This is a genomic window from Pseudomonas sp. S2_C11, assembly GCF_054668395.1.
This window is the reverse complement of record NZ_CP162765.1, coordinates 1,619,930-1,639,452: the sequence shown is the minus strand read 5'-3', so window position 1 is coordinate 1,639,452 and position 19,523 is coordinate 1,619,930. Positions and strand designations below refer to the sequence as shown.

18 protein-coding genes are annotated in these 19,523 nt (G+C 60.9%); 12 read left to right on the top strand and 6 right to left on the bottom strand.

The features are described 5' to 3' along the window. The first annotated feature begins 69 nt into the window (after positions 1 to 69). Both AB4N48_RS07565 and AB4N48_RS07560 read left to right on the top strand, forming a co-directional pair. Positions 70 to 468 (top strand): MerR family transcriptional regulator, encoded by a 399-nt coding sequence (locus tag AB4N48_RS07565; RefSeq protein ID WP_039763349.1) that lies wholly within the window; start codon positions 70 to 72, stop codon positions 466 to 468. 145 nt (positions 469 to 613) lie between these two features. Next, a complete protein-coding gene (locus AB4N48_RS07560; RefSeq protein WP_137214772.1) occupies positions 614 to 1,513 on the top strand; it encodes a hydroxymethylglutaryl-CoA lyase in 900 nt (299 codons plus the stop codon). Between the two features lie 651 nt (positions 1,514 to 2,164). Here the strand turns inward: AB4N48_RS07560 and AB4N48_RS07555 are convergent. Beyond that, positions 2,165 to 3,862, bottom strand: coding sequence for an AMP-binding protein (locus AB4N48_RS07555; RefSeq protein WP_460095071.1), 1,698 nt, complete (start codon positions 3,860 to 3,862; stop codon positions 2,165 to 2,167). A gap of 300 nt (positions 3,863 to 4,162) precedes the next feature. Here AB4N48_RS07555 and AB4N48_RS07550 point away from each other — a divergent pair, with 300 nt between their 5' ends. The 4 genes from AB4N48_RS07550 to AB4N48_RS07535 all read left to right on the top strand — a co-directional run bounded on the left by AB4N48_RS07550 (position 4,163) and on the right by AB4N48_RS07535 (position 9,920). Further along, a complete protein-coding gene (locus AB4N48_RS07550; protein ID WP_024013438.1) occupies positions 4,163 to 5,326 on the top strand; it encodes an isovaleryl-CoA dehydrogenase in 1,164 nt (387 codons plus the stop codon). A gap of 107 nt (positions 5,327 to 5,433) precedes the next feature. Beyond that, a complete protein-coding gene (locus tag AB4N48_RS07545; protein ID WP_056788823.1) occupies positions 5,434 to 7,038 on the top strand; it encodes a carboxyl transferase domain-containing protein in 1,605 nt (534 codons plus the stop codon). 120 nt (positions 7,039 to 7,158) lie between these two features. Further along, positions 7,159 to 7,971, top strand: coding sequence for a gamma-carboxygeranoyl-CoA hydratase (locus tag AB4N48_RS07540; protein ID WP_460095069.1), 813 nt, complete (start codon positions 7,159 to 7,161; stop codon positions 7,969 to 7,971). Continuing rightward, positions 7,971 to 9,920 (top strand): acetyl/propionyl/methylcrotonyl-CoA carboxylase subunit alpha, encoded by a 1,950-nt coding sequence (locus tag AB4N48_RS07535; RefSeq protein WP_460095068.1) that lies wholly within the window; start codon positions 7,971 to 7,973, stop codon positions 9,918 to 9,920. Before AB4N48_RS07540 ends, AB4N48_RS07535 begins: the two co-directional genes overlap by 1 nt. 42 nt (positions 9,921 to 9,962) lie before the next feature. Here the strand turns inward: AB4N48_RS07535 and AB4N48_RS07530 are convergent, their stop codons facing one another. Continuing rightward, entirely contained in the window at positions 9,963 to 10,622 is a 660-nt protein-coding gene (locus AB4N48_RS07530; protein ID WP_071172928.1) for a LexA family protein, read from the bottom strand. A 130-nt stretch (positions 10,623 to 10,752) separates the two neighbouring features. Here AB4N48_RS07530 and AB4N48_RS07525 point away from each other — a divergent pair, with 130 nt between their 5' ends. Continuing rightward, positions 10,753 to 11,151: a DUF6124 family protein gene (locus tag AB4N48_RS07525; protein WP_056789870.1), complete on the top strand. Its 399-nt coding sequence runs from the start codon at positions 10,753 to 10,755 to the stop codon at positions 11,149 to 11,151. 104 nt (positions 11,152 to 11,255) lie between these two features. Here the strand turns inward: AB4N48_RS07525 and AB4N48_RS07520 are convergent, their stop codons facing one another. Beyond that, positions 11,256 to 11,474, bottom strand: coding sequence for a hypothetical protein (locus tag AB4N48_RS07520; RefSeq protein ID WP_095182091.1), 219 nt, complete (start codon positions 11,472 to 11,474; stop codon positions 11,256 to 11,258). A gap of 95 nt (positions 11,475 to 11,569) precedes the next feature. Here AB4N48_RS07520 and AB4N48_RS07515 point away from each other — a divergent pair, with 95 nt between their 5' ends. Further along, entirely contained in the window at positions 11,570 to 12,721 is a 1,152-nt protein-coding gene (locus AB4N48_RS07515) for a M14 family metallopeptidase (protein WP_460095067.1), read from the top strand. A gap of 59 nt (positions 12,722 to 12,780) precedes the next feature. Here AB4N48_RS07515 and AB4N48_RS07510 read toward each other — a convergent pair whose 3' ends face one another. Then, positions 12,781 to 13,326 (bottom strand): cytochrome b, encoded by a 546-nt coding sequence (locus AB4N48_RS07510; protein ID WP_041477122.1) that lies wholly within the window; start codon positions 13,324 to 13,326, stop codon positions 12,781 to 12,783. Then, on the bottom strand, positions 13,323 to 14,429 hold the full coding sequence (locus AB4N48_RS07505; RefSeq protein WP_150741165.1) for a catalase family peroxidase: 1,107 nt from the start codon (positions 14,427 to 14,429) through the stop codon (positions 13,323 to 13,325). The genes AB4N48_RS07510 and AB4N48_RS07505 overlap by 4 nt, the downstream gene beginning before the upstream one ends. A 156-nt stretch (positions 14,430 to 14,585) precedes the next feature. Here AB4N48_RS07505 and AB4N48_RS07500 point away from each other — a divergent pair, with 156 nt between their 5' ends. The 4 genes from AB4N48_RS07500 to AB4N48_RS07485 all read left to right on the top strand — a co-directional run bounded on the left by AB4N48_RS07500 (position 14,586) and on the right by AB4N48_RS07485 (position 18,713). Beyond that, positions 14,586 to 15,092 (top strand): sigma-70 family RNA polymerase sigma factor, encoded by a 507-nt coding sequence (locus AB4N48_RS07500; protein WP_041477125.1) that lies wholly within the window; start codon positions 14,586 to 14,588, stop codon positions 15,090 to 15,092. After that, entirely contained in the window at positions 15,089 to 15,844 is a 756-nt protein-coding gene (locus tag AB4N48_RS07495) for an anti-sigma factor family protein (RefSeq protein WP_122703728.1), read from the top strand. Before AB4N48_RS07500 ends, AB4N48_RS07495 begins: the two co-directional genes overlap by 4 nt. Before the next feature lie 205 nt (positions 15,845 to 16,049). Next, entirely contained in the window at positions 16,050 to 17,180 is a 1,131-nt protein-coding gene (gene zapE, locus AB4N48_RS07490; protein ID WP_252882299.1) for a cell division protein ZapE, read from the top strand. A gap of 219 nt (positions 17,181 to 17,399) precedes the next feature. Continuing rightward, positions 17,400 to 18,713, top strand: coding sequence for a leucine-rich repeat-containing protein kinase family protein (locus AB4N48_RS07485; protein ID WP_460095065.1), 1,314 nt, complete (start codon positions 17,400 to 17,402; stop codon positions 18,711 to 18,713). 102 nt (positions 18,714 to 18,815) lie between these two features. Here AB4N48_RS07485 and AB4N48_RS07480 read toward each other — a convergent pair whose 3' ends face one another. Then, on the bottom strand, positions 18,816 to 19,520 hold the full coding sequence (locus tag AB4N48_RS07480; RefSeq protein WP_252882301.1) for a YebC/PmpR family DNA-binding transcriptional regulator: 705 nt from the start codon (positions 19,518 to 19,520) through the stop codon (positions 18,816 to 18,818). Positions 19,521 to 19,523 lie beyond the last annotated feature (3 nt).

The following is a 19,523-nucleotide window of genomic DNA, read 5'->3' as shown; positions in this document are numbered from 1 at the left end:
ATCTTGAGCCTTGACGTAAACGTAAACCACCGATTAGCTTAGCGCCATGCCCCTTTTCCGAGCGCTTTCATGAGCAGTCAGACCTACAGCATTTCCGATCTCGCCCGCGAGCTGGACATCACCACCCGGGCGATCCGCTTTTATGAAGAGCAAGGCCTGCTCAGCCCCGAGCGTCGTGGCCAGGAACGTATCTATTCGCCGCGCGACAAGGTCACCCTGAAGCTGATCCTGCGTGGCAAGCGCATCGGTTTTTCCCTGGCCGAATGCCGCGAGCTGATCGAGCTCTATGATCCGTCCGGCGGTAACACCAAACAGCTCAACAGCATGCTGGCCAAAATCAGCGAACGCCGCGAACAGCTCGAACAGCAGTTGCTGGATATCGAACAGATGAAGCTTGAGCTGGATACAGCAGAAGAGCGCTGCGTGCAGGCATTGGAGCAGACGCTCAAGAGCCAGCAGGCGGTCTAGCCAACACTGGCGCCCCTGTGGGAGCGAGCCTGCTCGCGAATGCATTCTGTCATCCAACATTAACGGTGACTGATCCACCGCTTTCGCGAGCAGGCTCGCTCCCACAGGGTTCTTCGTGAACTAAAAAAACAGGCAGGTCCCACCCATGTCCCTCCCCTCCCAAGTACGCCTGATCGAAGTCGGCCCGCGCGATGGCCTGCAGAACGAAGCCCAACCGATCAGCGTGGCTGACAAGGTGCAACTGGTCGATGCCCTGAGCGCCGCCGGGCTCGGCTACATCGAAGTCGGCAGTTTCGTTTCGCCCAAATGGGTACCGCAGATGGCCGGCTCCGCCGAGGTGTTCGCGCAAATTCAGCGCAAGCCCGGCGTGACCTACGGCGCGCTGGCGCCGAACCTGCGCGGCTTTGAAGACGCGCTCGCCGCCGGGGTCAAGGAAGTCGCGGTGTTCGCCGCCGCCTCCGAGGCGTTCTCGCAGCGCAACATCAATTGCTCGATCAGCGAGAGCCTGGCGCGGTTTGCGCCGATCATGGAAGCCGCGAAACAACACGGCGTTACCGTGCGCGGTTATGTTTCCTGTGTGCTGGGCTGCCCGTATGAAGGCACGGTTGCGCCGGAGCAAGTGGCGATGGTCGCGCGCGAGCTGTACGCGATGGGCTGCTACGAAGTGTCGCTGGGCGACACCATCGGCACCGGCACGGCGGGCGCGACCCGGCGCCTGTTCGAGGTGGTCTCGGCGCAGGTACCACGGGACAAGCTTGCCGGGCATTTCCACGACACCTATGGCCAGGCCATGGCCAATATCTACGCCAGCCTGCTCGAAGGCATTGCGGTGTTCGACAGCTCTATCGCCGGCCTTGGCGGCTGCCCTTACGCCAAAGGCGCGAGCGGTAACGTTGCGACCGAAGACGTGGTGTACCTGCTCAATGGCCTGGGCATCGAGACCGGTATCGACCTGGACGCCTTGATTGCTGCGGGCCAGCAGATCAGTGCAGTGCTCGGCCGTCCAAGCGGTTCGCGAGTGGCCAAGGCACGCAGCGCGCAGTGAGGTGTTACCGCTGGGTCAGTGCTGTGGGCAAAAGCGAGTAACACGGAAACAAATTGTCTGGCTTTGCCCTGGGGTGAAAAAGCCAGAAAAACCTAAATCACTGATTTGTAAGGCTTTTTAAAAGTTGGCACGACACCTGCTATCTCTATGGCATAACAAGAATAAAAAGCCGCAAACCAATAAAAACAAGACGAAACGACTCTGACATAACAAGAACAACACGGCAGAGACGCAGCTAACAGATTTTTTTGGAGAAGGTGTGCTTTTCAGGGTGCTCTCAGGAGTGACCCGCAACCGGGCAGAGAACAATAAAACTACCTTCAGGTAGCTCCCGAATCGGTTGGATCGTTAAACGAGAAAGCAGATCAGCGCTCAAAAAAATACGTTTGCTCTTGACCCCGGATGGGGGTCGCCAAAAAGCTGTACAGGGCCACGGTTGCCAAAAACAACAACAGACCGACCCTCAATAATAAAAAGAGCACGCAACGACAAATTAAAGGGGAGCTTCGGCTCCCCTTTGTGCTTTCTGTGATTCCTGAATCCCCCGATCCCTGTGGGAGCTGGCTTGCCAGCGATTGCGGTAGAACATTCAACATTGATGCTGGCTGACCTGACGCCATCGCTGGCAAGCCAGCTCCCACAGGGTTTAGGTTACCGCTCGATTGTTTTCAGCTCCTCGATACTGATCTCACGCATCCTGAATTTCTGGATCTTGCCCGTCACCGTCATCGGAAACGCGTCGACGAATTTGAAGTAACGCGGTGTCTTGAAATGGGCGATGCGTTCCTTGCACCAGGCTTGCAGCTCCAGTTCGGAGGCGCTGTGGCCGGGGTGGAATTTGATCCAGGCGACGATTTCCTCACCGTAGCGCGAGCACGGAATACCGATCACCTGCACGTCCGCCACCGCCGGATGGGTGAAGAAGAATTCCTCCAGCTCACGCGGATAAACGTTCTCGCCGCCACGAATGATCATGTCCTTGTTACGCCCGGCGATGTTGACGTAACCCTCCTCGTTCATGCTCGCCAGGTCGCCGGTGTGCATCCACCCCGCCTCATCGATGGCTTCGGCAGTAGCCTGCGGGTTGTTCCAGTAGCCGAGCATCACGCTGTAACCGCGCGTGCACAATTCGCCAATGGTGCCGCGCGGCACAAGGTTGCCGGCGGTGTCGATGATCTTGCTTTCCAGTTGCGGCTGGGTGCGGCCGACAGTGGTGACACGCAACTCCAGCTCATCCGCCGGCCCGGTCTGCAACGACACCGGACTGGTTTCGGTCATGCCGTAGGCGATCTGCACTTCGCTCATGTGCATTTCGTTGATCACCCGGCGCATGACCTCGATAGGACAGGTGGCGCCGGCCATGATCCCGGTGCGCAGGCTCGACAGGTCGAAAGTCTGCCGTTGCGGCTGATCGAGCATGGCGATGAACATGGTCGGCACACCGTACAGCGCCGTGGCTTTTTCTTCGGCCACCGCTTGCAGGGTCAGCGCCGGATCGAAAGCGTCGTTGGGGTAAATCATCGTGCTGCCATGGGTGACGCAACCGAGGTTGCCCATGACCATGCCGAAGCAGTGATACAGCGGCACCGGTATCACTAGACGATCGGCAGTCGTCAGGCCGAGGCTTTCGCCGACCATGTAGCCGTTGTTGAGAATGTTGTAGTGACTGAGGGTCGCGCCCTTGGGGAAACCGGTAGTGCCGGAGGTGTACTGGATATTCACTGGTTGATCGAAATGCAGACTGGCGCTGCGTTCGCGCAATTGATCGGGCGAGACGCTGGCGGCCAGTTTGCTCAGTTGTGACCACGGCAGAAAACCGGGCGGCGGATTGGCATCGAGGCTGATCACGCCGCGCAACTCCGGCAGGCGTTCGCTGCGCAGCTTACCGATGGCGTGCTCAGCCAATTCTGGCGCCAGGCTCTGGAGCATTGCGTGGTAATTCGAGGTCTTGAACGCTCCGGCACAAACCAGCCACTGGCAGCCGGATTGCTTGAGCACGTACTCGAGTTCGGAGCTGCGGTAGGCGGGATTGATGCTGACCAGGATCACGCCGATCTTCGCCGTGGCGAACTGGGTGATGCACCACTGCGCGCAATTCGGCGCCCAGATACCGAGGCGATCGCCGGTCTGCACACCCAGTGCGAGCAAGGCTCTGGCCTGCTCATCCACCGCTTCGGCCAGTTGCCGCCAGGAGTAACGCAACTGCTGATGGCGCACCACTAAAGCCTCGCCGTCAGGGTATTGCGCGACAGTCTGATCGAAGCGCTGACCGATGGTCATCGCCAGCAGGGCTTTGTCCTGAGAGCCACGGGTGTAGCTGCGCTGCGGGTTTGCACTGGGTAGATCCATGACGACCCCTATTGTCTTTATTAGTGGGTTTTCCCGGTTTTGAATCCCTGTGGGAGCGAGCCTGCTCGCGAATACGCTGCGTCATTCAGCCTTGAGGGCGACTGATACAGCGCTTTCGCGAGCAGGCTCGCTCCCACCAGAAACAAACCGATATCTGATCCTGAACTGTCCTTACTCTCGCCCAAGTTGACGCTTACGTAAAGCCGATTGACAGTCGAACTCCGGAAGCTTTACGTTAACGTAAAGCTGAACGCCGATTCGTCGTGCGCTCCACCCGATAAAAAAGCCAAAAGGTGCCTCATGAGCTATCCATCCCTGAATTTCGCCCTCGGTGAAACCATCGACATGCTGCGCGATCAGGTGCAGTCCTTCGTCGCCGATCAGATCGCCCCGCGCGCCGCGCAGATCGACCACGACAACCTGTTCCCCGCCGACATGTGGCGCAAATTCGGTGACATGGGCCTGCTCGGCATCACCGTGCCGGAGGAGTACGGCGGCGCAGGTCTGGGTTACCTCGCGCATGTGGTGGCGATGGAAGAAATCAGCCGTGGCTCGGCGTCGGTGGCGTTGTCCTATGGCGCGCACTCCAACCTTTGCGTCAACCAGATCAACCGCAACGGCAACCACGAACAGAAAACCAAATACCTGCCGAAGCTGATCAGCGGCGAGCACGTCGGCGCCCTGGCGATGAGCGAGCCCAACGCCGGTTCCGACGTGGTCTCGATGAAGCTGCGCGCCGACAAACGCGGCGATCGCTTCGTACTCAACGGCAGCAAAACCTGGATCACCAACGGCCCTGACGCCAATACGTACGTGATCTACGCCAAGACCGATCTGGAAAAAGGCCCGCACGGCATTACTGCATTCATCGTCGAGCGTGACTGGAAAGGCTTCAGCCGCAGCAACAAGTTCGACAAGCTTGGCATGCGTGGCTCCAACACCTGCGAGCTGTTTTTCGATGACGTCGAAGTACCGGAGGAAAACATCCTCGGCGTGCTCAACGGTGGCGTGAAAGTGCTGATGAGCGGCCTCGATTACGAACGCGTGGTGCTTTCCGGTGGCCCGACCGGGATCATGCAGTCGTGCATGGACCTGATCGTGCCGTACATCCACGACCGCAAGCAGTTCGGCCAGAGCATCGGCGAATTCCAGCTGATCCAGGGCAAAGTTGCCGACATGTACACCCAGCTCAATGCCAGCCGCGCCTATCTGTACGCGGTGGCCCAGGCTTGCGAGCGCGGCGAAACCACCCGCAAGGACGCTGCCGGGGTAATCCTCTACACCGCCGAACGCGCCACGCAAATGGCCCTCGACGCGATCCAGATTCTCGGCGGTAACGGCTACATCAACGAATTCCCCGCCGGCCGCCTGCTGCGCGACGCCAAGCTCTACGAAATCGGCGCAGGCACCAGCGAGATCCGCCGCATGCTGATCGGCCGCGAACTGTTCAACGAGACGAAATGAATTTCGTCAGCTGCAAGCCGCAAGCGACAAGCTGCAAGAGAACCACGCTCTTGCCCCAACTTGCAGCTTGCCGCTTGTAGCTGGAAGCTGCTTACGGAGTAAGCCCCATGATTCTGCACACTCAGCTCAACCCGCGTTCAGCGGAGTTCGCCGCCAACAGTGCGGCGATGCTCAAACAGGTCGACGCGCTGCACACCTTGCTCGCCCAAGTGGCGCAGGGTGGCGGTGTCAAAGCGCAGGAACGCCACACCTCGCGGGGTAAATTGCTGCCGCGCGAGCGCATCAATCGCTTGCTTGATCCGGGCTCGCCGTTTCTCGAAATCAGCCAACTGGCCGCCCATGCGGTTTACGGCGAAGACGTGCCGGCTGCCGGGGTGATCGCCGGGATCGGTCGCGTTGAAGGCGTCGAGTGCATGATCGTCGCCAACGATGCGACGGTGAAAGGTGGCTCGTATTACCCGCTCACCGTGAAAAAACACCTGCGCGCGCAGACCATCGCCCAGCAGAATCGCCTGCCGTGCATTTATCTGGTGGATTCCGGTGGCGCCAACCTGCCGCGTCAGGACGAGGTGTTTCCGGATCGCGAGCATTTCGGGCGGATATTCTTCAATCAGGCCAACATGAGCGCCATGGGCATCCCGCAGATCGCTGTGGTGATGGGTTCGTGCACCGCAGGCGGCGCGTATGTGCCGGCGATGGCAGACGAAGCGATCATGGTGCGCAACCAGGCGACGATTTTCCTCGCCGGCCCGCCGCTGGTAAAAGCCGCGACCGGCGAAGTGGTCAGCGCCGAAGACCTCGGCGGCGCCGATGTGCACTGCAAGACCTCCGGCGTGGCCGACCATTACGCCGAGAACGACGAACACGCCCTCGCCCTCGCCCGCCGCAGCGTCGCCAACCTCAACTGGCGCAAGCTCGGCGAGGTGCAGCAACGCACACCGATCGCGCCGCTGTACGCCAGCGACGAGTTGTACGGCGTGGTTCCGGCTGACGCCAAGCAGCCATTCGATGTGCGCGAAGTGATTGCGCGGCTGGTCGACGGCTCAGTGTTCGATGAGTTCAAAGCCCTCTTCGGCACCACGCTGGTCTGCGGTTTCGCTCACTTGCACGGCTATCCGATCGCGATTCTGGCGAACAACGGCATCCTCTTCGCCGAAGCTGCGCAGAAAGGCGCGCACTTCATCGAACTGGCCTGCCAGCGCGGCATCCCGCTGCTGTTTCTGCAGAACATCACCGGTTTCATGGTCGGCCAGAAATACGAAGCCGGCGGCATCGCCAAGCACGGCGCGAAACTGGTGACCGCAGTGGCCTGCGCCAAGGTGCCGAAATTCACCGTGATCATCGGCGGCAGCTTCGGTGCCGGCAACTACGGCATGTGCGGGCGCGCTTACGATCCGCGTTTCTTGTGGATGTGGCCGAACGCGCGGATTGGCGTGATGGGCGCCGAACAGGCCGCAGGCGTCCTGGTGCAGGTCAAACGCGAACAAGCCGAACGCAGCGGTCAGGCGTTCAGCGCCGAGCAGGAGACCGAGATCAAGCAGCCGATTCTTGATCAGTACGAAGAACAGGGTCACCCCTATTATTCCAGCGCAAGGCTGTGGGACGACGGCGTCATCGACCCGGCGCAGACCCGCGATGTATTGGCCCTGGCCCTGTCCGCGTCGCTGAACGCGCCAATCGAACCGAGCCGCTTCGGCGTGTTCCGGATGTGATGTTTTTTTGTGGGAGCGAGCCTGCTCGCGAATGCGCTCTGTCAGGCAGCGGATAGATCGACTGATACCCCGCTTTCGCGAGCAGGCTCGCTCCCACAAGAACCGTGGAGACGGATGAATATGAGCGACTTCAATACCCTCGAACTGCAAAACGACCCACGCGGTTTCGCGACGCTGTGGCTAAATCGCGCGGAGAAAAACAACGCGTTCAACGCCGAGATGATCCGCGAACTGATCCTCGCCCTCGACAAGGTCGCCAGCGATTCGAACCTGCGTTTCCTGCTGCTGCGCGGGCGTGGCAAGCATTTCAGTGCCGGTGCCGACCTGGCCTGGATGCAGCAATCGGCAGAACTCGATTACCACACCAATCTTGACGATGCCCGCGAACTGGCCGAGCTGATGTACAACCTCGCCAAGCTGAAAATCCCCACTCTGGCTGTGGTTCAGGGCGCGGCGTTTGGTGGCGCGCTGGGCTTGATCAGTTGCTGTGACATGGCGATCGGCGCCGATGACGCGCAGTTCTGCCTGTCGGAAGTACGCATCGGCCTGGCGCCAGCGGTGATCAGCCCGTTCGTGGTGCAAGCGATCGGTGAGCGTGCGGCGCGGCGCTATGCGCTGACTGCCGAGCGCTTCAACGGGCAGCGGGCGCGGGAGATCGGCTTGCTCGCCGAAAGCTATCCTGCGGCTGAACTGGAGCATCAGGTCGAACAGTGGATCGACAACCTGTTGCTCAACAGCCCCGCGGCCATGCGCGCCAGCAAGGACTTGCTGCGCGAAGTCGGCAACGGCGCGCTGACCCCGGCCCTGCGCCGCTACACGGAAAATGCCATCGCGCGGATTCGCGTCAGCGCCGAAGGCCAGGAAGGCTTGCGCGCCTTCCTGCAAAAACGCCCGCCGAGCTGGCAAGCCGCATCCACCAAGGAGTCGCGTTGATGAGCGCACCTGTGATTACCACCCTGCTGGTGGCCAACCGTGGCGAAATCGCCTGCCGCGTGATGCGCACCGCCAAGGCCCTGGGCCTGACTACCGTCGCTGTGCACAGCGCCACCGACCGCGATGCGCGCCACAGCCGTGAAGCCGATATCCGCGTCGATCTGGGCGGCAGCAAGGCTGCTGAGAGTTATCTGCAAATCGATAAATTGATCGCCGCCGCCAAGGCCAGCGGTGCCCAGGCGATTCATCCCGGCTACGGTTTTCTCTCGGAGAATGCTGGGTTCGCCCGCGCCATCGAAGCCGCCGGGCTGATCTTCCTCGGCCCGCCCGCCTCGGCCATCGACGCGATGGGCAGCAAATCCGCCGCCAAAGCGTTGATGGAAAAGGCCGGTGTGCCTTTGGTGCCGGGCTATCACGGCGAGGCGCAGGACCTCGACACCTTCCGCGAAGCCTGCGAACGCATCGGTTATCCGGTGCTGCTCAAGGCTACGGCCGGCGGCGGTGGTAAAGGCATGAAAGTCGTCGAGGATGTCAGCCAACTGGCTGAAGCCCTCGCCTCGGCGCAGCGCGAAGCGCAATCGTCGTTTGGCGACTCGCGGATGTTGGTGGAAAAGTATTTGCTCAAGCCACGTCATGTGGAGATTCAGGTGTTCGCCGATCAGCACGGCAACTGCCTGTATCTCAACGAGCGCGATTGTTCGATCCAGCGTCGTCACCAGAAAGTCGTCGAAGAAGCCCCGGCGCCGGGCCTGTCGCCCGAGTTGCGCCGAGCAATGGGCGAAGCGGCCGTGCGTTCGGCGCAGGCGATCGGTTATGTCGGCGCCGGTACCGTGGAGTTTTTGCTGGATGCGCGCGGCGAGTTTTTCTTCATGGAGATGAACACGCGGCTGCAAGTCGAGCACCCGGTGACCGAAGCAATCACCGGGCTTGATCTGGTCGCCTGGCAGATTCGCGTCGCCCGTGGGGAAACGCTGCCGATCACTCAGGCGCAGGTGCCGCTCAATGGTCATGCGATCGAAGTGCGTTTGTATGCCGAGGATCCGGCGAATGATTTCCTGCCGGCCACCGGGCGGCTGGACTTGTATCGCGAATCGGCGCAGGGACCGGGGCGGCGGGTGGACAGCGGCGTTGAGGAAGGTGACGAGATATCGCCCTTCTACGACCCGATGCTCGGCAAGCTGATTGCCTGGGGTGAAGATCGCGAACAGGCACGCTTGCGTCTGTTGAGCATGCTCGACGAGTTTGCGATTGGCGGGCTGAAGACCAACATCAATTTCCTGCGCAGGATCATCGCGCATCCGGCGTTTGCGGCGGCAGAGCTGGATACCGGGTTCATTCCGCGCTATCAGGAGCAATTGCTGCCAGCACCAGGCACGTTGAGCGATGAGTTCTGGCAGGCGGCGGCGCAGGCGTTTGCGCAGAGTCTGCCGCAGCGTGCTCGGGCGGATGATCCCGCCTCGCCCTGGTCTCGCGGTAGTGGTTTGCGCGCAGGTTTGCCGGCGCAAATCACCTTGCATTTGAGTTGCGAGGGACAGGATCGCGCGCTGACTTTGGGCTCTGCGGCCTCTGCGACACTGCTGGGCGAAGCGCTGACCGTCGAGCATGACGGCGTGCGCCGCACATTGCGGGCGATTCGTCAGGGTGGCGCGTTGTATCTGGAATGGGACGGCGAATTGCGGCGCATCGAGGCGTTCGATCCGATCAGCGCCGTCGAGGCCAGCCACAGCCATCAGGGCGGGCTGACCGCGCCAATGAACGGCAGCATCGTGCGCGTGCTGGTCGAAACGGGACAGTCGGTTGAGGCCGGGGCGCAACTGGTGGTGCTGGAAGCCATGAAGATGGAACACAGCATCCGTGCCCCGCAGGCCGGTGTGATCAAAGCGCTGTATTGCCAGGAAGGCGATATGGTCAGCGAAGGCAGCGCTTTGGTTGAACTGGAAGAGGGATGAAATAAAAGGATCGATCCTGGCCTTGCGCGAGGATCGATCGGTTCAGTAACGCGCCGTTGCCTGAACCACCACGCCGATGATCCGGCATTCATCGGTGAGCAGGGTTTTCGGCCAGGTTGGATTGAGCGGCACCAGGTAACGCTGGCCGGCCTGTTCGTCGAGTTTGCGGAAAATCGCCTCTTCGCTGTCCGGCCACTGGGCGATCACCAGTTTGCCAGGCACTGCCTCCAACTCCGGATCGACCAGAATCAGCATGCCCTCGGCAACGCTCTGGCCGCTCGGCGCGGTCATCGAATCCCCCGTCACCGTCAGCCAGAACGCCGCACCGCCGCGAGCGTGGTAATCCGTCAGTTCGAAGCGCTGCTTCGCTGATGCTCCGGGATAGCTCGCCGCAGTGTCACGCACTTCGCACGGTGCACGCCAATCGCAAACCGGATAACGGAAGTACGGGTTGTACTTCTGCGCCAGCGGCATCTCGTCTTCCGGCGTCGGCTGCGGTTCGCGAATCACCAGAACGACTTCAAGGAAGTCCATTCCCAGCGCCTTGAGCACGCGGTTCATTTCGGTAACACCGGGTTCGCGACGCTTGTTCAGCCAATGACCGATCCCGCCCTGGGACATGCCGACGCGCTCTCCGAGCTCTGTTTGAGTGACTTTGAGTTCACTCATCTTGGCCTTGACCAACTCAATCCATTTATCCATGTGCCGCACCTTACGCGGACGTCTTCGACCGGCAAAACACATATTGTAGTATTTAAATCCTAGTCACAAATACAGGCGGTACTATCCTAGAGGAACGGACTTTCAATCGAACATGGAGTGACGTTTCATGATGAACATCAGCAGCAAAGACATGCCCGATCTGCAAATTGACACCAGCTTCACCTCCCCTCAGGGCAATGCCGCCGCACAGCGCGCGCTGGACTACTACTTGAAACCGACTGTTTCGAAATCCGAGACGGACGAACGTTTTTTCAATGTCAAAGGCCATCTCAGCGGCGAGGAAGCACTGGTGCATGCCTCGGATCTGTTGCGATGTGCGGCCGCCACCGCGTTCAAGGCCGCAGAAAACCTGCAAGGCACCAGTCGCGATCTGGCCTTTTCGGTGGTGCACATGGTGGATATGGCGCGGGCGATGGTCGACCATTCGATCGACAACGACGAAGTCACGGCGGACAAGGTACGGGCGGACAGGAAAGAATTTTCCCATCGCGCAGATAAAAACATTTGACTTGCAAATGATAATGATTATTATTGCAAGCAGCTGGTCGCGAGATCAGTCGATGGACCAGAGACCTTAGGTCGGTCTTCTGGACTATCTCCTCATCAGGCTAATCACGGTTTTTGACCCGGCTTTTTGCCGGGTCTTTTTTTGCCCGTTTTTCGGGCTTGTGTCTTCAGGCTAATGAAGTCTTTGGGTGCTGCAAATTCGATGGCGCGGATAATATCAAAAGAATATCGATTGGCAAGCCGAGCCCAGCCACATTGGGCGAAACTAATGGCAATCAGCACTTGAGAATCAATCGCATAGCCTCTAAGCTGCTGGCGCGTCACGGAAGACGCCCCCCGCTACACCCGCGATTCCCCTCGGTTTCAGCCCTGCCTGCGTGTAAAGTACCGGTCATAAAAATCCTGATCAGGAACCGACCATGACCGTGGCCAAATCTTCGTTCGACATCAGCGCCAATTTCGACAGCGGCAATATCCAAGTCATCGATATCAGCAACCCGCTCAGTCCCGTCCTGGCCATCCGCCCGGACACCCGCAGCGCTCATTTTCAGTGGTTCCACTTCAAGGCCAGCGGCCTGCATGTGCATCAGGAACACTGGTTCCGCCTGGTCAACGCCAGCCAATCGACCTACAGCAAAGGCTGGCCGGGCTATCAAGCGGTGGCGTCGTATGATCACGTCAACTGGTTCCGCATCCCTACCAGCTTCGAAGGCGACAGCCTGCGCTTCTGCCTCGAAGCCGAACAGACCCACGCCTGGTTCGCCTACTTCGAACCCTACAGCCGCGGCCGCCACGACTGGTTGATCGAGCAAGCGCTAAGCAAGGCTGGCACCGAATTGCTGGCGACCGGCAACAGTGTCGAGGGCCGCGACATTCAGCTGCTGCGCAAAGGCACCGGTGCCGAAGGCCAGCGCAAAATCTGGATCATCGCCCAGCAGCATCCGGGCGAGCACATGGCTGAATGGTTCATGGAAGGTGTGATCGAGCGTCTGGAACGACAGGACGATCCGGTATTGAACAAACTGCTGGCCAGCGCCGATCTGTATCTGGTGCCGAACATGAACCCGGACGGCGCGTTCCACGGCCACCTGCGCACCAACGCCATGGGGCAGGACTTGAACCGGGCGTGGCAGAGCGCCAGTCAGGACATCAGCCCGGAAGTGCTATTCGTTCAGCAGCAGATGCAAAAGTATGGCGTCGATGCGTTTATCGACGTACACGGCGACGAAACCATACCTCACGTTTTCACCGCCGGCTGTGAAGGCAATCCTGGTTTTACGCCGCGCATCGAAAAGCTTGAAGAGCATTTTCGCAGCCACTTGAAGCACACCACCAAAGACTTCCAGACCACCTATGGCTACACCCGCGACGAACCGGGACAGGCCAACATGACGCTGGCCTGCAACAGCGTCGGACAGAAATACGACTGCCTGTCGCTGACCCTGGAGATGCCGTTCAAGGACCACGACGACCACCCGGACAAGATCACCGGCTGGTCGGGCAAACGTTCCAAGCAATTGGGCAAGGATGTGCTGACCACCTTCGCCGACATGGTCGACACCCTGCGCTGATCCCCTTCCCTGCAACAACAAAAGATCGCGGCCTGTCCGCGATCTTTTGCTTTAACCGGTCAGCCGCGATCGCGCCCGCGCAACATGCTGTCGAGCACTTCGTCACGCCGCACCCAGCCATGGAACAGCGCCGCCGCCAAGTGCAGCAGCACCGTCAGAAACAGCAGATACGCCAAATAGCCATGGGACTTGCGCAGCAACGCAAACAGTTGCGCATCGGCCGGCACAATCGACGGCAGATGCAGCGACGACGTCAGCATCACTGGCTCGCCCGAGGCACTGATCATCGCCCAGCCGAGCAACGGCAACACCAGCATCAACGCATACAACAAGACGTGGGAAGCCTTGGCTGCCAGCACCTGCCAGCCCGGCAGATCATCCGGCAGCGGCGGTTGGCGGGTGGTGAAGCGCACCAGCAGGCGCACGATCACCAGCGCCAGAATCGCGATGCCCAGCGGCTTATGCAGATGAATCAGCCATTCATGGCGAGACGACACCGAAGTGACCATGCCCGCGCCGATAAACAGCATGGCGATGATCATCAGCGCCATCAGCCAGTGCAGCAGGCGCGCCAGCAAAACGAAATGCGTCGGTTGCTTGTTCATGGACGAGCCTCCTGTTTGGCGGCGGGCAACTGGCTGACTTCGCTGGTGCGACGCAGGTAGGAATCGGCATAGCCGGCAGAACGCGCGGCCAGCAGTGGATCTTCCGAGCCTTGAATCCCGGCCGGCAGCACCAGCGGGTCGTAGTTGATGTCACGGCACTCGCCACTGAGTTGCGGCTGGGTCTTCTCCAGCACCAGGGTTCCGGCGTTCAGCACTTTGCGATCTGCGGGCCAGGTCTTGCTGGCATCGTTCACCGGGTCACCGGCGTTGGCCAGGGTGATGTTCAACTGAAAGCGCAAGGGTGCGGCGGCCAGGCGTTGCACCAGATCCTTCTCGAGAAAGTCCGCGCCTTCAGGAGCCGTGGCACCCGCCGCGTCCTGCGCCAGCGGCGTCATGCTCCAGCGTACGGCCTGTTTTTTACCGTTGCCATCGACCAGATAGAACGCATTGATGCTGTTATAGGTTTCGGTGGCGTAGCTGGCCGAAGGCTTGGCGGTCTTCACCCACGTCAGAAACGGCACGGCTTCCGGATGTGCGGCAAAAAACGCCGGCACCTTCGTCGGGTCTGGCTTGCCGGTGGCTGGATCCGGCGACTGCGCCTGCTGCAATTGGTAGAACGCTTCGGGCGTGCCCACCGGAAACACCGGCATGCTGTTCATGCCGGTGCGCCATTGCTGACCGTTCGCCTGGGTGAAGCGCAGCGCCAGGCTGCGGATCGGTACGGCGCTGTCCGGCGCGTAGGGATTGCCGGCCGGCAAGGCGAAACGCCCCACCACCGGTGTCTGCGGCAGGTTGAACACTTGTGCTGTAGAGAATGCGCGCGCCTCGCCGCTGCTTTCGAAATGGCCTATCACGCAGACACCCTTGGCGTGATTGCGACGAAAGCCGGGATGCACGCCGTTGTTCTTTTCCAGCACATCGACCAACGCTTTTGGCGTCAATCGTTGCGGGTCAAGGTTGCCATGCACGTAGGCAAACGCCCCGGCCACGGCGGCGACAATCACGGCAATGCCGCCCAGACGAAAAACCAGGCTCGCGGCGCTCAGTGGCTGGCGCGGCGGCCTGCCGGGCGGTGCAGCGTTGGGGGACGAGCGATCAACCATGAATATCTCCAGGCCATCGGCCACAAGTGGAAAGAGTCAGCAAGACGCACCCCGTCCGGGTTTATTCCACGGTGCGGTATTTATTTTTGCGCGCGGGGAATAACCTGCGCTGACGGGCGTCTTCCTAGTCCACAGCGTAGCGACCAGCAGACATTCATGAGCGAATTCGACGAACAGTTGAGAGAAATCATTCCCAGATTGCGCCGCTTCGCCGTGTCGTTGACGCGCAACAGCAGCAGCGCTGACGATCTGGTCCAGGCCAGCCTCGAGCGGGCGCTGTCGGCGTGGGGCGAGAAACGCGCTGACGGCGACTTGCGCGCCTGGCTGTTCGCGATCCTCTATCGGCAATTTCTCGACGCGCACCGTCGTTCGCGGCGCTATGCGCGGATGCTGGAATTTTTCACCGGTCGCGACGATGCCGAGCCGTCTGTGGAACGCACCGTGATTGCCCAATCGACCCTGCAAGCCTTCGAACGCCTGCCCACCGAACAGCGCGCCTTGCTGCTGATGGTCTCGGTGGAAGGCCTGTCCTATAAAGAGGTCGCCGAGATCCTCGGCGCCCCGATCGGCACCGTGATGTCGCGCCTGTCCCGCGCCCGCCAGGCCTTGCGCCAACTCAGCGACGGCGAAATCAGCAGCCCTTCCTTGCGGATACTCAAATGATCAGCCTGCCTCCCAGCGAACGTGATTTGCACGCCTACGTCGACCACCAGCTCAGCGACGCCGATCGGCGCGTGCTCGAGACCTGGCTGGCCAGCCACCCCGAAGAAGCGGCGCAGGTGCGCGCCTGGCAACGCGACGCCCAGCAATTGCGCGCAGCGCTGAGTGGCGCGTTGCAGCAACCGGCCAATCCGGCGCTTGACCCGATGATGATTCGCCAGCGCCGCCGCCAGCAGTCCCGTCGGCACCTGGCCAGCGCGGCGGTGCTGCTGATTGCCGTGAGCATTGGTGGTTTCAGTGGCTGGCAGGCACGGGAAATGACCTTGGTGCGCCCTGCGCAATTGCCGATGACTGACGCGTTGCAAGCCTATCGCCTGATCGCCCAGCAAGGCGTACTGCCCGCCGATTACAAGGTCGACAGCGACGGCGACATGCAGCGTTGGCTCGACCGCTACTTCAGCGGTGCCGGGCGCTTGCCGGACTTGAAAGCTGCCGGATTCGAGCCGGTCAGCGGGCGTTTGCTCAGCACCGATGAAGGCGCGGCGGCAATGGTGATGTATGAGGATGGCAGCGGTCACAAGGTCAGTTTCTACCTGCGTCCACCGGGGCCGAAAAACACCCTGCTGCCGCGTGGCTCGCGCAGCGATGGCGATCTGCAGGCCGATTACTGGTCAGGGCCGGGTTACAACTATGCGGTGGTCAGCCCGACCGACTCGCCGGCAGCAGAGTTGCTCAAGCAATCGCCACCGTTCTGAAATCCGCCTCTGGTAGGAGCTGACGAGTGCAACGAGGCTGCGATCTGTTGGCGGCAACCCAGATCAAAAGATCGCAGCCTCGTTGCACTCGTCAGCTCCTACAGGGGAATCATGCATATTTCATGGAGCCTATGTCCGAGGTCTGGTTAAACTTTAGCGCCGAGCTCCGGTGGAGTCGGCCCAATCAACCAGGAGCCTGCCCCGCGTGCCCGCCCGAACGCCGAAACGATCACGACTGAGCCAACGCTGGCCGTTGTTGCGCCGCCTGTTCGGCAAAAGCCTGCCCGTCAGCGCCGGGCACGATGCTCATGCCGCGACCATCCGCGATTATTTCCGCGACAAAGCCAAAAGCCAGGGCTACACCCTTAGCCGCAGTCAGCAGCACGTCATCGACTGCATGGCGCAGCAGGCCAGCGTACTGCTGGGCGACAGCGGCCACACACCGCCGAGTCTGTACCTGTACGGAGCCGTCGGGCGCGGCAAGAGCTGGTTGCTCGACGGTTTTTTCCAGGCACTGCCGATCCCGCGCAAACGTCGCCTGCACTTCCATCAGTTTTTTGCCCGGCTGCACGACGGCATGTTCCGTCACCGCCTGCAGGAAGACGCGCTGGAAATCACCCTGGATGAGTTGCTGGAAGATTGCCAGGTGCTGTGTTTCGACGAATTTCATGTGCACGACATCGGCGACGCGATGCTGATCACGCGTTTGTTCAAGGCCCTGTTCAAACGGCGGATCATGCTGCTGGTGACCTCCAACTATGCACCCGAGGGCCTGCTGCCCAACCCGCTGTATCACGCACGCTTCAAACCGGTGATCGAGCTGATCAACACGCGCATGCAGGTGATGGAAGTCGGCGGCGACCACGACTACCGCACGCTGAACCGCCAGCATTCGCATCAAGTGTTTACCCAAGGACATTACGTCTGGCCGGCTACAACAGCCCAGCGCCAGGCCCTGGACCTGCCACCAGCCGACGCGCCTGCCCTTGCCCTCGAGGTTGGCAAGCGCCAGCTTCAGGCCCGTTTTTGCCAAGGCCGGCGAGTCGCGTTCACCTTCAACGACCTGTGTGAACAGCCAACGGCAGTGATGGATTATCTGCAACTGTGCCAGCGTTTCGACCAGTGGATCATCGATGACCTGCCGCAGCTCGGCGAGTGTCCGATCGCCGTGCAACAGCGCTTCATCAATTTGATCGACGTGCTCTACGATCAGGACAAGCACCTGACCCTGCTCGGCCAACTGCCGCTGGGCCAGAGCCTGGAAGGTCACGCCATCGACCTGGCGCGCACGCGCAGCCGGTTGGGGCAATTGCAGGAAATTCACGAACCCAACTGACACCCTACCCTGTGAGAGCGAGCCCTGTGGGAGCGAGCCTGCTCGCGAAAGCGGTATGTCAGTCAGAGTTCATTTAACTGATACGCCGCTTTCGCGAGCAGGCTCGCTCCCACAAGGTCCCGGGACAACTCAAAATCCGTTCAGCATCCGCTTTACCGCTATCATGTCGCCCATTCCCGCGCCCCCGCGTCGCTCCACCGATCAATAGCGAAACCAGACATGCACACCCTTGCTCAACTGCGCGCCGGCGAGCTGTCAGGCATCACCCGCCTCGACCTGTCTTGCGGGCTGACCGAATTCCCCCGCGAAATTTTCCAACTGGCCGACACGCTGGAAGTGCTCAACCTCAGCGGCAATGCGTTATCCAGCCTGCCCGATGACCTGCATCGCCTGACCCGCCTGCGCGTGCTGTTCTGCTCCGACAACCAGTTCAGCGAACTGCCGGCGTGCCTCGGCCAGTGCACCGCGCTGACCATGGTCGGCTTCAAGGCCAACCGCATCGTCAATGTGCCCGGTGCCGCCCTGCCGCCGTCGCTGCGCTGGCTGATCCTCACCGATAACCGCATCGAGAACCTGCCGAAAGAACTGGGTGAACGCCGCGCTTTGCAGAAGCTCATGCTCGCCGGCAATCGCCTGCGCTCGCTGCCAGACTCCCTGCGTCACTGCCATCGGCTGGAATTGCTGCGCATCGCTGCCAACCAACTCAGCGAACTGCCGCAATGGCTGCTGACCTTGCCGAGCCTGACCTGGCTGGCCTACGCCGGCAATCCGCTGGAAACCGAAGCCGATGCCGCTGCCCTTGAGGCTACGCCGCTGATCGACTGGTCAGCGCTGCGCCTGGAGCAGCAACTGGGCGAAGGCGCTTCCGGGGTGATTTCCCAGGCGGTCTGGCAGCGTGACGATGGCACGGCGCAAGCGGTTGCGGTGAAGCTGTACAAAGGCGAGATGACCAGCGACGGCTCGCCGTTGCATGAGATGAACGCCTGCATCACTGCCGGTTTGCACCCCAACCTGATCCGCGTCGAGGGCCGCATCAGCGGCCACCCCGATCAGCAGCAGGGATTGGTGATGCAGTTGATAGATCCGAGCTTCGGCAATCTCGCCGGCTTGCCGAGCCTGGTCTCGTGCTCGCGGGATGTTTATGCCGAGGACTGCCGGTTCACGGCGGAGGTTGCCCTGCGCGTCGCCCAAGGCATCGCCTCAGCGGCCGAGCACCTGCACCACCAAGGCATTACCCACGGCGATCTGTATGGCCACAACATTCTGTTGAACGATCAGGGCGATTGTCTGCTGGGGGATTTCGGCGCGGCGTCGTTTCATGCCACCCGCGATGATGTGCAGGCGCGCGCATTGCAGCGCCTGGAAGTACGTGCGTTCGGTGTGTTGTTGGGGGAATTGCTGGAGCGTGTCGACTCAGGATTGAGTACGGAGCGGCGCGCGCACCTGGAGGCGCTGGAACGACGTTGCTGTCAGGCCGATGTGCTGGGGCGGCCGGGGTTCAGTGAAGTCATCGAGGTGCTGGAGAATCTGTGACCGCTGCGCGGTCATTCGCGAGCAGGCTCGCTCCCACATTGGAATGCATTGCAAATGTGGCAGCCAGCCTACTCGAGAAGAGGTCATTACTGGCGCGAGGGATCAGCCAGCCAGACCAACAAACATGTCCTGCACGTCATCATGGTTGTCGAGGCCTTCGAGGAACGCCTCGACTTCAGCCATCTGCTCGTCGCTCAAGCCGCTGACCGGGTTCTTCGGCTGGTAGCCGAGCTTGGCCGAGAGCACGGTGAAGCCTTGTTCCGGCAGGGCTTTCTGCACAGCGTCGAGGTCGGTCGGGTCGGTGAGGAACAGCGTCGCGCCCTCTTCGCCCGGCTCGAAATCCTGGGCACCGGCTTCGATCGCAGCCATTTCCGGATCGGCTTCCGGGCTGTCCGGCGCGGCTTCGATCATGCCGACGTGGTTGAACATCCACGCCACCGAACCCGAAGCGCCCAACTGGCCCTTGCGGAACGCCACACGAATTTCCGCGACGGTGCGGTTGATGTTGTCGGTGACGCATTCGACGATCAGCGGCACCTGATGCGGCGCGAAGCCTTCGTAGGTCACGCGATGGTATTGCACAGTTTCACCCAGCAGACCGGCGCCTTTCTTGATCGCGCGATCGAGGGTTTCTTTTGGCATCGAGGCTTTTTTCGCCTGTTCGACCACCAGACGCAGGTGTGCGTTGGTGGCGGTATCGGCACCGTTGCGCGCAGCAATGGTGATTTCCTTCACCAGTTTGCCGAAGATCTTCCCTTTGGCGTTGGCTGCCGCTTCTTTGTGTTTAACCTTCCACTGTGCGCCCATTAC